The following is a 14,316-nucleotide window of genomic DNA, read 5'->3' as shown; positions in this document are numbered from 1 at the left end:
CTCCGGTACTGGGGCCAATCAGCAGCCGCCGTCGAGCAGGGGGCCGGCCGCGGCCCAGAAGGCCTGCATCTCCTCGGGCCTGCCGAAGGTCACGCGGATGTGGTTGGGCAGGCCGTAGCCCTGCATGGGCCGCACGATCACGCCGCGCTTGAGCAGTTCCCTGAACAGATCCGCTGCGGGGAAGGCGGTCTCCACGAGGATGAAATTGCCGGAAGTCCCCGAGAGCTGGCAGCGGTGCCGGGCGGCCTCCTTCTCGAAGGCCGCCCGCGCCTCGGTGTTCTTCTGGCGGGAGAAGGCCTCGAAGGCCAGGTCCTGCACGGAGACCTCCGCGGCGACCTGGGCCAGGTGGTTGGTGTTGAAGGGGCTGCGCACCCGCTCGAGGAAGCCCATCAGCTCCTTCGAGCCCAGGCCGTAGCCGATGCGCAGGGCCGCCAGGGCATGGATCTTGGAGAAGGTGTGGAGCACCAGCAGGTTCGGGCGCTGATCCAGGTAGGCCGCGGCGTCCGGGTAGCTGTCGGGCTCCTCGTACTCGGCGTAGGCCTGGTCCACCACGAGGACGATGTCCTCGCGCAGGTTCCGCACCAGACGCTCCAGTTCGGCGCGCTCCAGGCGGATGCCCGTGGGGTTGTTGGGATTGCCGAGGTAGACCAGGCGCGTGTCGTCCGCCACGGAGCGGAGGATGTCATCGGCGTCGAGTTCCGTGGCGGAGGCCCGGGACTCGATGACGCGCCCGCCGGCCGTCTGGGTGGCGATGCCGTAGATGGCGAAGCTGTGCTTCGGGATGACGGCGCTGCCGCCCTCCAGGAAGGCCGCCTTGGCCACCATCTCCAGGATTTCGCTGCTGCCATTGCCGAGCACCACGCGATCGAGGGAGAGGCCCTTGCGCTCGGCGATGCGCTGGCGGAGGTAGTAGCCGTCGCTCACGGGGTAGAGCCCCAGTCCCTCGAATTCGGAGCCGGCCACGACCGCGCCGACGCGGGCCTTCACGGCCTCCGTGGGGCCCCAGGGGTTCTCGTTGGACGCCAGCTTGACGATGGAGGTGAGGCCCAGCTCGCGCTGGACTTCCTGGATGGGCTTGCCGGGGACGTAGAGCGGGATCCGCGCCAGGTGTTCGAAGGCGGGGAGGGCGGAAAGGCTGCTGCTCATCAGGCGGGCCGCTCCGAAAGGACCTTGTCGACGATGCCGTATTCCAGGGCCTCTTCGGCACCCATGAAGAAGTCGCGGTCCATGTCCTTGATGACCTTCTTCAGGGGCTGGCCCGTGTGCTTGGCGAAGGTGGCGGCCAGGTTGTCCTTCAGGCGCTGGATCTCCTTGAAGGTGATCTCGATCTCCGTGGCCTGGCCCTGGGCGCCGCCGCTGGGCTGGTGGATCATGATGCGGGCGTTGGGCAGGGCGAAGCGCTTGCCCTTGGTGCCGGCGGCCAGCAGGTGGGCGCCCATGGAGGCGCACTGGCCGATGCAGTAGGTGACGATGTCGTTCTTCACGAACTGCATGGTGTCGTAGATGGCCAGGCCCGCGGTGACGCTGCCGCCGGGGCTGTTGATGTAGATCTGGATGTCCTTGTCCGGGTCCTCGCTCTCGAGGAACAGCATCTGCGCGACGATGGCGTTGGCCACGTTGTCGTCGATGGCGGTGCCCAGGAAGATGATGTTGTCCTTCAGCAGGCGCGAATAGATGTCGTAGCTGCGCTCGCCGCGCGGGGTCTGCTCGATGACGATGGGGGGATAGTAGCTGCTGGGCATGGGCCCTCCGGCTGGCTCATCAGGATAGCAAGAAGGCGCCTTGCGGCGCCTTCTCATCAGCGGCGCAGGCAGACCACTACTTCTTGGCAGCAGGCTTCTTGGCCTTGGGCTTCTCTTCGGCGGGCTCATCCTTCTTGGCGGCGGCCTTTTTGGGCTTCTCCGCAGCGGGCTCGTCCTTCTTGGCGGCCTTCTTGGGCTTCTCCTCGGCTTCCGGTTCGGCCTTCGCGGCCTTCTTGGCGGCGGGCTTCTTGGCCGGGGCGGCCTCGGCGTCGTGGTCGTGATCGTGGTCACAGTCGGGGCCGTGGACATGGCCGGCGGGGGCCACGGCAGCGGGTTCGCCACCTTCCTGGCCTTCCAGTTCGCCGCCCTCCAGGCCGCCCGCGTCGAAGCGGTTGACGGGGAGGCCAGCCTCGCGCTTGCGCTCCAGTTCGACCAGGGCCTCGAAGGCGGCCTTGTCCAGCAGCTCCTCGGTGACCTTGGCGGTGCTGAGCAGGTGGGTGAAGATGCGGTCGGTGCGGAGGCGGCCCTTGATCTCAGTGGCGTTGCCGCGGCGCTCCAGCTCGGCCTTGAAGGCCTCGAAGGGCTGCTGCACCTGGTTTTCGGCCATGAAGGTCCGGATCTCGGCGTCGATGTCGGCCTCGGGCACTTCGATGGACTCGGTGTTGCCGATGGCCTGGAGCAGGTAGCCGCTGCGCACGGCCCTCTCAGCATCGTTCAGGCGGTACTGGCGGTAGCCCTGCCAGTTCACCTTCTTGGGATCCATGCCCTGGCGGGCCACGTGCTGGGCGAACTCCTGGCAGTAGTCGTCGAGCTGCAGGGCCACCATGGAGCGGGGCACCTCGAAGGGCACGGCATCCAGCAGGGTGTCGAGCATGGTGGCGTGGAGACGGGCCACGGCGTCGCGCTCGGCGGCCTCCTCCAGGTCCTTCTTCACGGCGGCCTTGAGGGCCTCCAGGTTCTCGAAGGCGCCCATGTCCTTGGCGAACTCGTCGCTCAGGGCCGGCACTTCCTTCCGGCGGATGTCCTTGATCTGCACCTCGTAGGCCAGCGTCTTGCCGGCGAGGACCTTGTTGGCGTCATCGTCGGGATGGGTGAGGTTGAAGGCCTTCTTCTCGTCGGCCTTCATGCCGAGGAGCTGGGCGTCGAAGGGGCGGGTCCCGTCGATCTCCAGGACCTGGTCCTGGTAGGACTGGGCCTTGAGGCCCTGGGGCTTCACACGGATGTCGCACGTGGCGATGAGACCCTGCGCCACCACGCCGTCCTCGACGGGCAGGAGCTTGGTGGCCCGCTGGCGGAGGCCCTCCAGGTGCTCGGCCACGGTGGCCTCGTCGATGGCCCGCTTCTTCTTGGTGAGGACCATGGTCTTGTAGTCCGGCAGCGCCACCTCGGGCGCCACGTCGAACTGGGCGCGGAAGACGGCATCGGCGCCTTCCTTCAGGTCCAGCTTCTCCAGGGAGGGGTGGGAGATAGGCAGGGCGCCCGCCTCCTGCGCGGCCTTCCAGAAGTGCTTCTCCACGAGCTGCTGGGCCACATCCGACTGGATCTCGCGGGCGTAGCGCTGCATCAGGACGGGCCGGGGGGCCTTGCCGGGGCGGAAGCCGGGGATGCGGACCTTCGGCGCGATCTTCGCCACCACCTCGTTGAAGGTGGCGCTCACCTCGGCGGCGGGCACCGTCACTTCGACGGCCTTGCGGGTGGGGGACTGGTGGTGCAGGGTGGCGGACATGGATGCTCCGTGTGATGCGAGGGACGTGCGAAGTGGTGCGAACGGTCGGACTCGAACCGACATGGTGTGAACCGCTGGAACCTAAATCCAGTGCGTCTACCAGTTCCGCCACGCTCGCAGGGATGCCAAGTTGTCAGTCCGGTGGTGCGCCCAGAGCGACTCGAACGCCCGACCCTCAGGTTCGAAGCCTGATGCTCTATCCAGCTGAGCTATGGGCGCGCACCGAATCCCCTAGTCTACCTGGATCGTCCGGCCGCTTCGACCCCTGGGTTGGCTGGATAGAGCGCCGGATGCTGAAGGCCCTATCCAGCATCGCCCATGGCCTATCGGACGCGCCTTCTGGCGCGTCCTCCCGCTCGCCTCGCTCGCGGAGGCCGGAGCCGGGCCCGCACCGAATCCCCTAGTCTACCTGGATCGCCCGGCCGCTTAGACCCCTGGCTTCGCTCAGGGCAGGAGACACCAGGCATCTTCGGCTCCGTGCCGGCGCAGGGCGGCCAGGGCGGTGTCATCGAGGCCCAGGGAGCGGGCCGCGGCGGTTTCGGTGGCCAGGTCGCAGGGGATGACGCCGGGGTCGTCCGTGCCGAGGGCGCAGCGCACCCCGGCGCGGAGCATGCGGGGCAGGGAGTGGGGCGTCACATCGGCCGCCAGGGCTCGGTTGGAGCTGGGGCATATGTCCACGGGGATGCGGCGCTCGGCCAGCAGGGCCAGGGTGGCGTCATCGGCCCGGATGCCGTGGACGATGCGGGCGACCCCGCCGTCGAGGACGGCCTCCCGGACATTCGACCCGGGGCCGTTTTCGCCGGCGTGAGCGGCGATGCGCAGGTCCGCGGCCCGGGCGCGGTCGAAGACGGGGGCCCAGTCCCGGAAGGGACGGCCTTCTAGTCCGCCGGTGGAGAAGCCTTTCACGAAGGGGGGCAGGTCCGGCAGCACGAGATCCAGCACCGCGTGGCCATGCTTCGGGCCGAAGTGGTTCACGGCGTCCACCACCACGCAGCCCCGGAGCCCCTTGACCCGTGCCTCAGCCAGGCCCTCCTCCAGCCCCCGCCAGAAGGCGTCGAGGGTGATCTGCCCGCGATGTACTACCAGGAAGTGCGGGGAAGCCCAGAGGTCGAAGCCTGCGCCGCCGCAGGCCCGCGTGCGCTGCGCCACGGCCCGGACGGCCGCCCGCACGGCCTCGCGGCTGTCCAGCAGGGCGGCGCCGAAGAGGAAGGCCTCGATGAAGCCCTCGAAGGGCACGGGGGCGCCGGACCACAGGGCTTCAAGGGGCCCGGGCAGCGTCAGGCCGCGGCGCGTCGCCTCGTTCCGGACCCAGGCTGGATCGAGGGAGCCCTCGAGGTGGGTGTGGCGATCAACGAGAGGGTGGCTCGACGGATCGTTCATCCCCGGCCCCTCCCGGAAGGCCGCTTTCCTCAGAGTGAGTGAGCGCAGCTCATTCGCTACTCGTCGTAGTCGTCCATGCGCAGGTCGCCGGGATCGAAGCCCTCGCCGCGGCCCCGTTCGATGGGCACGCCGCTTTCGCTGAAGGCCTCTTCGAGGTTCTCGGCCTCAGGCTCGGCGGTGAAGTCGTCCTCGATGACATGGACGCTCTTCTCCTTCTTCACGGCGCGGGGTTTGGCGGGGGCCGCCTTCTGGTTCGCGCCGCATTTTGGACACACCGCCTCTGGCTTGCCGAAGTCATAGAACTTCGTCGCGCACTGGAAACAGGAAAACTTCTTGCCGAGATCCGCCATTGACTTGTTCCTCGCCCATACCCAAAGGAACAAGGTTCTACCAGAGTCGACCCTGATTGTCACCCCTTCTGATGGAGGACCTCAGGCCCAGGGGGCCCCACCCAGCTTGGAGGCATCGCCATCACACAATTGATGAACGACGGTGCTGGTGAAAATCCGGTGCTGGACCTCGACATCTTCCCCGAAGCGCTCCACGAAGGTGGCCCGGCTCCGTTCGAGCTCATCCCGGAGCAGACCATAGAGGTTGCCCTGGCTGTGGGCCTGGGCGACCTTCCCCGGGAAGTACAGCTCCACGTCGCCCACCAGGACGCGGGCCAGCCGCTCGGCGGCGGCACGGGTCTTGGGGTCCAGGTCCGCCGGCGGCGGCGCTTCGATGGTGTCGGGCACCATCTGCGTGGGGGCGCTGGACTGGTGGCTGGCGCTCGCCTGGAGCAGGGGATGGGGCATGGCCTGGGGGGGTTCGTCCTTCCCTGCCGCCAGGCTGCCCAGGGAGGCGGAGGCCGCCAGCACGAGGGCCCGCACCAACTCCGGGTGATCCAGCTTCTGGCGCAGGCCGCTGTCCACCAGCAGCAGGGCCACGGCCTTCCGCTTGTGGCGGATGGGCAGGATGACCAGGTCGGTGGCTTCGTAGGGGCTGAGGACCGCGAGCAGGGCCGAGTAGCCGGCCCCCTTCTTGCGCAGCGACCGGCCCAGGCCCTGGATCACGGCCTCCAGGTCGGGCGGCGGCACCACGGCCCCGGGTTTCAGGGGGGCGCTCGCCTCGAAGCCGCGCTGGGCATACAGGGAGGCCAGTCCCTGCTTGAGGATGAACAGGGCACTCCGCTCGACGAGAGGCTCCAGGCCGTCCAGCAGGCGCTTGAGGAGATCGCCCTGGGAGGGCGCGCCCTCCACGAGGTCCAGGGCTCCCGCGAAGGCCGCCATGGCATCGCCGTGGTCCGTGGAGGCCGCCGCCGGGCCGGGCAGGGCCTGGCGGAGCCGGTCCAGCAGCGCCTCGTCGGGATGGAATCGCTCCATGGCCAGCTGCCAGGTGGCGATCACCTCCTCAAGCAGGCTCTGGTTCTTCTGGTTCAGCCAGGCTTCCAGGGGCCCACGGAGGGCTTCATGGGTGGGCTGGTCCTCAGGGCGTGTGGCGCTCATGGGGGGGCTCGGTCGAAAGGTTCGGATCCAGGGTATCCCAGTTCGGGCCGCTCACTGGCAATTGCCCGGTGGAACCGATAGGATGGCCCAGGTTCCTTGGAGATGGCGGATGGCGGATCTTTCCATTGCGGTGAGGCAGGCTGGCGACGTGGCGGTGCTCCTCCCGGCCGGTTTCATCAACGCCCATACCGTGCGCGAGTTCGAGGAGGCCCTGGAGGGGCTGGTCCGGGACGGGCGCTACACCATCCTCCTCAATTGCAAGAACCTGAACTACATCAGCTCGGCCGGGCTGGGGGCCATCATGGGCCTCATCGAGACCGTCCGCGAGCACCAGGGCGACATCCTGCTGTCCGACCTCCAGCCGAATGTCTTCGCGATCTTCGACACGTTGGGCTTCACCCAGCTCTACCGGGTCTTCGGCGATGAGGACCAGGCTCTGGCCGCGGTCACGCCGGAGCGGAAGGGGTGAGCGTGGCGGTCAGCATGGAACCAGCGCAGTTCCGGCTCGTGATTCCGAGCCAGACCCGCTATCTGAACCTGGTGACGGGTCTGGCCAAGCGGGCCTCCCTGGTGGCCGGGCTCGATGACGCCACGGCCGCCAAGGTGAGCATCGCCGTGGACGAGGCGGTGACCAACGTGATCCTCCATGCCTACCACGGCGAAGGCGAGCACAGTGTCGAACTGGAGCTGCGCTTCACGGAGGAGGCCCTGGAGATCCACATCCTCCACTCGGGCCAGGGGCTTCGCGGCGACCAGATCGTGCTGCCCGATCCGAAGGAATACATCAAGCATCCCCGGAAGGGCGGTCTGGGCCTGCTGCTCATGAGCCGGTTCATGGACGAGGTGCGGTTCAAGGCGGACGAGGCCTCCGGCCGGAACGAGTGCTGCCTGATCAAGAAGCTGGATTGAAGCTTCAGGTCCGCCCACCATGCCGACCAATCCCTTCGACCGTCTCCGCCAGCTGGCGCTGAAGATCCCGGAAGGCGCCCAGGAACTGCTTCCGCTCATCGACTTCCTGGAGACCTTTCCGGACCAGGGCACCGAGGAGGATCTCATCCACCTGGTGGGCGTGACCGTCATGGGCCTCGGAAAGACCGGGCAGGGCGGCCTGTGGGATGGCGGCAAATGGCTGTTCCTGCGGGGAGCGGCGCCGGCCTTCCCCACCCATCCGGGAGAGGGCTGGCAGGTCCTGCCCTGGGCCTACGGGGACGAGGTCTACGGCCACCTGGTCCTGCGGGCCGATGGGCTTCCCGATGCGGTGCCCCTGCTGCTGTCCATCAGCGCGCCCCTGCTGGCCTGGCGCCGGGCGGAGGCGGTGCGCAGCACCCAGAACCAGGCCCTGGCCCTGCAGCTCTCCCGTCTGAACACGGTCTTCGAGCTCACCCGCAACCTGGGCCAGGTGGAGACCCGGCAGGATCTCGTCCGGCTCATGGCCAACACGCTCATGGGTGAGTTCCGGATCATGCGCCTCCTCGTGGTGGATGCCCAGGGCGCCGTGCTGCACGCCAAGGGGCTCGGGTCGGTTCCGGAGCTCCTGGAGGGCGATGCCCTGCACGAGCTGGTGGAGGCGAAGGGCCTGGTCCACGCCGTCGAGCTGCAGGACCAGAACCACAGCCATGGGTTCGCCTATGCCGCGGACCCGGCGGTGGGGAAGCTGTCCGAGGATGACGAGGTGTTCCTCCATACCCTGCTCAACCTCACGTCCTCCCAGCTGTCGAGCCTGGAGTTCCGCGAGGCGCGGCTCCAGGCCGAGCGCATGGAGAAGGACCTGGATCTGGCCCGGGACATCCAGCGCCGCCTGCTGCCCAAGACGCTGCCGGAGCCCGCGGGCTGGCAGTGCGCCGCCGCGAACCTGCCCTACCAGGCGGTGGGCGGCGACCTCTACGACCTTTGGCTGGCCCGTGACGAGGAACTGGGCGAGCGGCTCCACATCGCCGTGGGCGACATCTCCGGGAAGGGGTTGCCCGCCTCGCTGATGATGACTCAGCTCTCCGCCTTCATCCGGGCTCTGGGGGGGCGGCGGGTGCCGGACTGGGGCAAGCTGGCCGAGCGCCTGAACCGCCGCATGAACGACGTGCGCGACGGCAACCGCTACACCACCCTGTTCGCCGCGAGTCTCAATCCCATCACCGGCGACCTCCGGTTCGTCAACGGGGGCCACAACCCGCCCCTGGTGGTGCGGGCCGATGGCGAGGTGGCCCGGCTGGCCCCCACGGGGCCCATGGTGGGCCTGCTGCCCGGCGCCACCTTCGCCGAGGGCCGCGCCGCCATGGAGCCCGGGGATGTCCTGGTGATCTTCACGGACGGTCTCGTGGAGGCCGAGAACGCCGCAGGCGAGGAACTGGGCGACGGCCGCCTGGCTGAGGTCATCCGCCGGCGCCCCCGGGCCGGGGCCGACGAGTTGTTCGAGGCCCTCCTGGTGGAGGCCTTCCAGCACCTGGAAGAGGGCCGCTTCAGGGATGACGTGACCCTGGTGGTCGTCAAGCGCATGGGCGCTTGATCCCCTTCGTATCCTGGTACCCGGAGGAAGCTTCATGAACCAGGCGAAAACCCTTCTCATCATCGTGGCCATGACCGGGCTGCTGGTGTGGATCGGCGGTTACATCGGGGGGCAGTCCGGCATGGTGCTGGCCCTCGCCATCGGCCTCGTGATGAACGGGGTCAGCTACTTTTTTTCGGACAAGATCGTGCTGGCCAGCTACGGCGCCCGGGTGGTGGACCAGGCGGAAGCCCCGGAACTCTATGCCATCGTGGCGAACCTGGCCCAGCGGGCCGGCCTGCCCACGCCGCGCATCGCCATCATCCCGGAGGACACGCCCAACGCCTTCGCCACGGGCCGGGATCCCGAGCATGCCGTGGTGGCCGTCACCGAGGGCATCATGCGCATCCTGAGCCGGCCCGAGCTGGAGGCGGTGCTCGGCCACGAGCTGGGCCACGTGAAGCACCGGGACATCCTGATCGGCAGTCTGGCGGCGGTGCTGGCCCAGGCCATCATGTTCCTCTCCCGCATGGCCCTGTGGATCAGCCCCCGGGACGAGGAGGGCCGCTCCAACCCCCTGGCGGGCATCGCCATCATGATCCTCGGGCCCCTGGCGGCCATCCTGCTGCAGATGGCCGTGAGCCGCTCCCGGGAGTACCTGGCCGACGACTACAGTGCCCACCTTACGGGCCGTCCGGACATGCTGGCCTCGGCCCTGGAGCGGCTCCAGGCCTACAACCAGCAGCTGCCCATGGCCTCCGCCCAGCCCGCCACGGCCCACATGATGATCGTGAACCCCCTCAGCGGGGGCGGCCTCATGAGCCTCTTCTCCACCCACCCCCCCATGGAGGTGCGGGTGGAGCGCCTGCGGCGCATGCCCATCGAGGCCCGGTAGCGCCTCTCAGACGTTGAACAGGAAGTTCATCAGGTCCCCGTCTTTGACGACGTAGTCCTTGCCTTCCGTCCGCATCTTGCCGGCATCCTTGGCGCCCTGCTCGCCCTTGTACTGGATGAAGTCCTCGTAGGCGATGACCTGGGCCCGGATGAAGCCCTTCTCGAAGTCCGTGTGGATGACGCCGGCGGCCTGCGGGGCTGTGTCGCCCTTGTGGATGGTCCAGGCGCGGACCTCCTTCACCCCGGCGGTGAAGTAGGTCTGGAGGCCCAGCAGGTCGTAGCTGGCGTGGATGAGGACGTTCAGGCCGGGCTCGGACAGGCCGGCCTCCTCCAGGAACAAGGGGCGGTCCTCCTCGGGCAGGTCCTGGATCTCGGCCTCCAGCTTGGAGCAGATGGGGATGCAGGGGGCCTGGCGCTCGGCGGCCAGCTCCTGGAGTTTCCGGTAGTGGGCGTTGCCCTCGGGGTTCCGGATGTCCTCCTCCCCGATGTTGCCCACGAAGAGGGTGGGCTTGAGGGTGAGCAGGCCGTAGGACTTGATCAGGGCCTTGTCCTCGGTCGACAGCCCCGCGGTGCTGGCCCACTTGCCGTTATCCAGGGCGGCGAAGACCCGCTCCAGGACGGCAACCATGGCCAGGGACTCCTTGTTGCCGGTCTTGGCGACCTTGCGGTGGCGCTCCAGGCCCTTCTCCACGGCATCCAGGTCCTTGATGACCAGCTCGGTCTCGATGATGCCCAGGTCCCGCTCGGGGCTCACGCCGCCCTCCACATGGGTGACATTGCCATCCTCGAAGCAGCGGACCACCTGCACGATGGCATCGGTCTCCCGGATGTGGCCCAGGAAGGCGTTGCCCAGGCCCTCGCCCTTGCTGGCGCCGCGGACCAGGCCGGCGATGTCCACGAATTCCTGGGCCGCCGGCAGGATGCGCTGGGGCTTCACGATCGCCGCCAGGGCCGCCAGCCGGGGATCCGGGACGTCCACCACGCCCGTGTTGGGCTCGATGGTGCAGAACGGATAGTTGGCCGAAGCCGCGCCCGCACGGGTGAGGGCGTTGAAAAGGGTGGACTTTCCCACATTGGGCAAGCCCACGATGCCACAGGCGACGGCCATGCAATCCTCCAAGCCTTCCAGTATCACCTACCGGACATGTGACGAAAAGAACGGCTTCCGGGACTTGCGCGGGGGCCCCGGGCGCCATACTCTCCCGGCCAAGGTCACAGATGGGCCAGGGGAGGCAGCATGATCGTGCGGGCGGAATGGCCGGGCTATGTGGTGGACGTCCTCGTCCGCCCCGGCCAGGAGGTGGAGGAGGATGAGCCCCTGATGATCCTCGAGGGCACGGATTCCTCCCGCACCGCCTTCTACATCAATGCCCCCGAGTGCGGGAAGGTCCGCGAGATCCTCATGGAAGAGGGTGACTTCGCCTACGAGGACGACGACTTGGTGGTGATCGGCGATTCGGACAAGGACGAATAGCGGGCTAGACTGGAGCCATCTTCTGCGAGGTGGTGGATGGCCCTGGTGCGAGCCGAGATGGCGGGCAAGGTTCTGGAAGTCTGCGTGGCCGAAGGCGACGCCGTCGGCGAGGACCAGGATCTGGTGATCATCGAGTCCATGAAGATGCAGATTCCCGTGGGCAGCCCCGAGGAGGGGACGGTCAAGAAGGTCTTCGTGACCCCCGACCAGTTCCTGAACGAGGGGGATTCCATCGTCGAGTTAGGTTGATGGAGGTCCGGCTCGAACGCCTCCGAGGGGACGATACCGGCATCGTCCTGCTGGGCCTGGACCGCCCCGCCGCGAAGAACGCCCTGGGCCGGCAGCTCATGGCTGAGTTCCGGCAGGCCCTCGCGGACCTGCGCTTCGACCCCGCCGCCCGGGTGGTGGTGGTGCACAGCCTCGTGCCTGGCGTCTTCTGCGCCGGGGCCGACCTGAAGGAGCGCGCCGGGATGTCCCAGGGCGAGACCGTGACCTTCGTCCATGGCCTGCGGGGGGCTTTCACCGAGCTGGAGGATCTGCCCATGCCCGTGATCGCCGTGCTCGAAGGCGCGGCCTTCGGGGGCGGGCTGGAACTGGCCCTGGCCGCGGACCTCCGCGTGGCGGGGGCGGAGGCGAAGCTGGGCCTGGTGGAGACGGCCCTGGCCATCATTCCGGGCGCCGGGGGCACCCAGCGCCTGCCCCGGCTCATCGGGGCCTCCCGGGCCAAGGAACTGATCTTCACAGCCCGGCGCATCGGTGCCGCCGACGCGGAGCGGCTGGGCCTGGTGGACCGGGTGGCGCCCGCAGGCGGGGCCCTGGACGCGGCTCTCGCCTTGGCGCGCGAGATCCTCCCCAACGGGCCCGTGGCGCTGCGCATGGCAAAGCTGGCGGTGAACCGCGGGGTGGCCTTGGATCGGGACTCCGGCCTGGCCTTCGAACAGGCCTGCTATGCCCAGGTGATCCCCACGAAGGATCGCCTGGAGGGGCTGGCCGCCTTCCGGGACAAGCGGAAACCCCAGTACCGGGGCGAATGATGTCGGACCATCACCACCATCACGGGCCCAGCACCACCGGGCGCCTGGCCTGGAGCGCCGGGATCTTCTTCCTCAGCTTCGTCCTCCAGGGGCTGGGTGGCTGGTGGACCGGATCCATCGGCCTGGTCAGCGACAGCCTGGAGAACCTGAACGATGTCCTCGTGAACAGCCTGGGCATCCTGAGCCTCTGGCTGGCCAACCGGCGCGATCCCGACGACCGCTGGACCTTCGGCTGGCATCGCCTCGAAGTCTTCAACAGCCTCGTGGGTGTGGGGTTCCTGCTGTTCCTCGCGGGGGCCGTGGGCTGGGAGGCCCTGGCCCGGTTCCGCCACCCCGTACCCATCCAGACGGGCTGGGTGCTGGTGTTCTCCGGCATCGGCCTCCTCCTGAACATCGCCGCCACGGTGGTGCTGGTGCCCCGGGACCGCAGCCTGCTGGAACGGGACGCCAACCTGAAGGCCGCCTATCTGCACGCCTTCGCCGACAGCCTCACCAGCGTCTCCCTGGTGGGGAGCATGGTCCTCATCCGTCTCACTGGCTGGCGCTGGGTGGATCCGGCCATCGCCCTGGTGATCCTGGCGGTCATCCTGCGGGGCGCTGTGCTCCTGCTGCGGGATGCGGTGGGCATCCTCATGCACCGCGCCGCCTTCGAACACGAGGCCGTGAAGGCCGAGCTCATGAGCCTGCCAGGCATCCTCGGCGTGGAGGACTTCCGCAGCTGGAAGATGTGCAGCCACCTCACCATCGCCACGGCCCACATCATCGTGGAAGGCGACCGGCTGGGGGATACCGAGGCCCACCTGGAACGCATCGAGCATCTGCTGTGGGAACGCCACGGCGTCCGCCACCTCACGGTCCACTTCGAGACCCGGGAGATGGCGGATCACCACCACCACCGGTTCATCCACCAGCACGAGGCGGAGGGGGAGCATCACCATTAGGGGCCGGTCTTCAGTCCCCAGTCTCCAGTAAATGCAGGAAAGAGCGGCCGCAGCCGCCCTTTCCTGAGGACTGAGGTCTGCCCTCAGTTGCCCATGCCATGCTTCTTCATGATGACGGCGCGCTGGGCGTCGTACTCGGCCTGGGTGATGAGCTGGCCGTCGAAGAGCTCCTTGAGGTCCGTGAGCTCATCCTTGAGCGACTTGGCGGGGGCGGCAGGCGCGGCGGGAGCGCTGCCGGCGGGGAAGCCCTGCTGGCCCATCTGCTGGGCGGCGCCGGTCATCTGCTGGCCCATCATGTTGCCCATGCCGAAGCCCAGGCCCACGCCCATGCCCATGCCGGCGACGCCGCCGGGGTTCTGGGCGGCGAGCGGGATGCTGTCGGCCACCTGCATCTGCGTGTAGGCGCCCATGACGGGGGCCATCATGCCCACGCCGGTGCGCTTGTCCATCATGGCTTCCACTTCCTCGGGGAGGCTGATGTTCTCCACGAAGAACTTGGACAGTTCCAGGCCCATGGTCTTGAACTCGTCCTGGAGCTTCTGCTTCACCAGGTCGGAGATCTCGTCGTACTTGGCGGCCAGGTCGAGGGCGGGGATCTTGGCCTCGCCCAGGGTGTCCGTGAAGCGGCTCATGATGGTCTTGCGCAGCTGCTCGGAGATGTCGGGCACGGTGTAGACGCCGTTGGTGCCCACCAGCTGCTTGAGGAAGGTGCCGCTGTCCACCACCTTGATGGAGTAGATGCCGAAGGCCCGGATGCGCAGCATGCCGAAGTCGGCGTCGCGCAGCATGATCGGGTTCGAGGTGCCCCACTTCAGGTCGTTGTAGAGCTTGGTGGAGATGAAGTAGACATCGCTCTTGAAGGGGCTCTCGAAGCCGTACTTCCAGCCCTTCAGGGTGGCGAGGATGGGCAGGTTCTGGGTGGTGAGGTTGTGCGTGCCGGGCTTGAACACGTCCGCCAGCTGGCCCTCGTTGACGAAGACGGCTTCCTGGCTTTCCCGCACGACGAGCTTGCCGCCGTTCTGGATCTCCTGGCCCCGCATGGGGAAACGCCAGGCCAGGGTGTCGTTGGAGTCATCCAGCCATTCGAGGATGTCGAGGAATTGGGCTTTGCCCCAGTCCATCAGACCCATGTGTCGTTCTCCTTGCGGCACTGGCCGCA

16 protein-coding genes and 2 tRNA genes are annotated in these 14,316 nt (G+C 68.0%); 8 read left to right on the top strand and 10 right to left on the bottom strand.

Translation table 11 applies throughout. The features are described 5' to 3' along the window. Window positions 1-18 precede the first annotated feature (18 nt). The 8 genes from hisC to MLE43_RS12500 form a co-directional block, all read right to left on the bottom strand. Window positions 19-1,146: a histidinol-phosphate transaminase gene (gene hisC, locus MLE43_RS12535; protein WP_243304529.1), complete on the bottom strand. Its 1,128-nt coding sequence runs from the start codon at window positions 1,144-1,146 to the stop codon at window positions 19-21. Further along, window positions 1,146-1,742, bottom strand: a complete 597-nt coding sequence (gene clpP / locus MLE43_RS12530; RefSeq protein WP_243304527.1) for an ATP-dependent Clp endopeptidase proteolytic subunit ClpP — start codon at window positions 1,740-1,742, stop codon at window positions 1,146-1,148. The genes hisC and clpP overlap by 1 nt, the downstream gene beginning before the upstream one ends. 76 nt (window positions 1,743-1,818) lie before the next feature. Beyond that, window positions 1,819-3,468, bottom strand: a complete 1,650-nt coding sequence (gene tig, locus MLE43_RS12525; protein ID WP_243304525.1) for a trigger factor — start codon at window positions 3,466-3,468, stop codon at window positions 1,819-1,821. A 33-nt stretch (window positions 3,469-3,501) separates the two neighbouring features. Then, a tRNA-Leu gene (locus MLE43_RS12520) sits at window positions 3,502-3,586 on the bottom strand. 24 nt (window positions 3,587-3,610) lie between these two features. Continuing rightward, window positions 3,611-3,687 (bottom strand) — tRNA-Arg (locus MLE43_RS12515). Between the two features lie 225 nt (window positions 3,688-3,912). After that, window positions 3,913-4,848 (bottom strand): adenosine deaminase family protein, encoded by a 936-nt coding sequence (locus MLE43_RS12510; protein WP_243304523.1) that lies wholly within the window; start codon window positions 4,846-4,848, stop codon window positions 3,913-3,915. A 56-nt stretch (window positions 4,849-4,904) separates the two neighbouring features. Beyond that, entirely contained in the window at window positions 4,905-5,198 is a 294-nt protein-coding gene (locus tag MLE43_RS12505; protein WP_243304521.1) for an FYDLN acid domain-containing protein, read from the bottom strand. 81 nt (window positions 5,199-5,279) lie between these two features. After that, the gene (locus tag MLE43_RS12500) at window positions 5,280-6,335 is read right to left on the bottom strand and encodes a hypothetical protein (RefSeq protein WP_243304518.1); all 1,056 of its coding nucleotides are present in this window, start codon (window positions 6,333-6,335) and stop codon (window positions 5,280-5,282) included. A 109-nt stretch (window positions 6,336-6,444) separates the two neighbouring features. Here MLE43_RS12500 and MLE43_RS12495 point away from each other — a divergent pair, with 109 nt between their 5' ends. Genes MLE43_RS12495 through htpX form a run of 4 tightly spaced genes read left to right on the top strand, consistent with a single transcriptional unit; the run spans window position 6,445 to window position 9,709 of the window. Beyond that, window positions 6,445-6,804, top strand: a complete 360-nt coding sequence (locus tag MLE43_RS12495; RefSeq protein WP_243304516.1) for an STAS domain-containing protein — start codon at window positions 6,445-6,447, stop codon at window positions 6,802-6,804. A gap of 14 nt (window positions 6,805-6,818) precedes the next feature. Then, window positions 6,819-7,244, top strand: a complete 426-nt coding sequence (locus tag MLE43_RS12490; protein ID WP_243304514.1) for an ATP-binding protein — start codon at window positions 6,819-6,821, stop codon at window positions 7,242-7,244. 19 nt (window positions 7,245-7,263) lie between these two features. Further along, window positions 7,264-8,835, top strand: a complete 1,572-nt coding sequence (locus MLE43_RS12485; RefSeq protein WP_243304512.1) for a PP2C family protein-serine/threonine phosphatase — start codon at window positions 7,264-7,266, stop codon at window positions 8,833-8,835. Between the two features lie 34 nt (window positions 8,836-8,869). Next, window positions 8,870-9,709 (top strand): zinc metalloprotease HtpX, encoded by an 840-nt coding sequence (gene htpX, locus MLE43_RS12480; RefSeq protein ID WP_243304510.1) that lies wholly within the window; start codon window positions 8,870-8,872, stop codon window positions 9,707-9,709. A 6-nt stretch (window positions 9,710-9,715) separates the two neighbouring features. Here the strand turns inward: htpX and ychF are convergent, their stop codons facing one another. After that, complete coding sequence (gene ychF / locus MLE43_RS12475; RefSeq protein WP_243304508.1) at window positions 9,716-10,816, bottom strand: redox-regulated ATPase YchF; 1,101 nt, start codon at window positions 10,814-10,816, stop codon at window positions 9,716-9,718. A 129-nt stretch (window positions 10,817-10,945) separates the two neighbouring features. Between ychF and MLE43_RS12470 the strand changes: the two genes are divergently transcribed. From MLE43_RS12470 to MLE43_RS12455, 4 genes are read left to right on the top strand one after another with little or no spacing between them, the layout of a single operon-like run. Beyond that, window positions 10,946-11,182 (top strand): acyl-CoA carboxylase biotin carboxyl carrier protein subunit, encoded by a 237-nt coding sequence (locus MLE43_RS12470; protein ID WP_243304506.1) that lies wholly within the window; start codon window positions 10,946-10,948, stop codon window positions 11,180-11,182. Between the two features lie 36 nt (window positions 11,183-11,218). Then, window positions 11,219-11,431, top strand: a complete 213-nt coding sequence (locus MLE43_RS12465) for a biotin/lipoyl-containing protein (protein WP_243304504.1) — start codon at window positions 11,219-11,221, stop codon at window positions 11,429-11,431. After that, on the top strand, window positions 11,431-12,216 hold the full coding sequence (locus tag MLE43_RS12460) for an enoyl-CoA hydratase-related protein (RefSeq protein ID WP_243304502.1): 786 nt from the start codon (window positions 11,431-11,433) through the stop codon (window positions 12,214-12,216). Before MLE43_RS12465 ends, MLE43_RS12460 begins: the two co-directional genes overlap by 1 nt. Next, window positions 12,216-13,157 (top strand): cation diffusion facilitator family transporter, encoded by a 942-nt coding sequence (locus tag MLE43_RS12455; RefSeq protein ID WP_243304500.1) that lies wholly within the window; start codon window positions 12,216-12,218, stop codon window positions 13,155-13,157. Before MLE43_RS12460 ends, MLE43_RS12455 begins: the two co-directional genes overlap by 1 nt. A gap of 83 nt (window positions 13,158-13,240) precedes the next feature. Here MLE43_RS12455 and MLE43_RS12450 read toward each other — a convergent pair whose 3' ends face one another. Continuing rightward, window positions 13,241-14,287, bottom strand: a complete 1,047-nt coding sequence (locus MLE43_RS12450) for an SPFH domain-containing protein (protein ID WP_243304498.1) — start codon at window positions 14,285-14,287, stop codon at window positions 13,241-13,243. Between the last annotated feature and the right edge of the window lie 29 nt (window positions 14,288-14,316).

Source organism: Geothrix oryzisoli (assembly GCF_022808865.1).
GTDB classification, from domain to species: Bacteria; Acidobacteriota; Holophagae; order Holophagales; family Holophagaceae; genus Geothrix; species Geothrix oryzisoli.
This window is presented reverse-complemented; position numbering and strand designations above follow the sequence as displayed.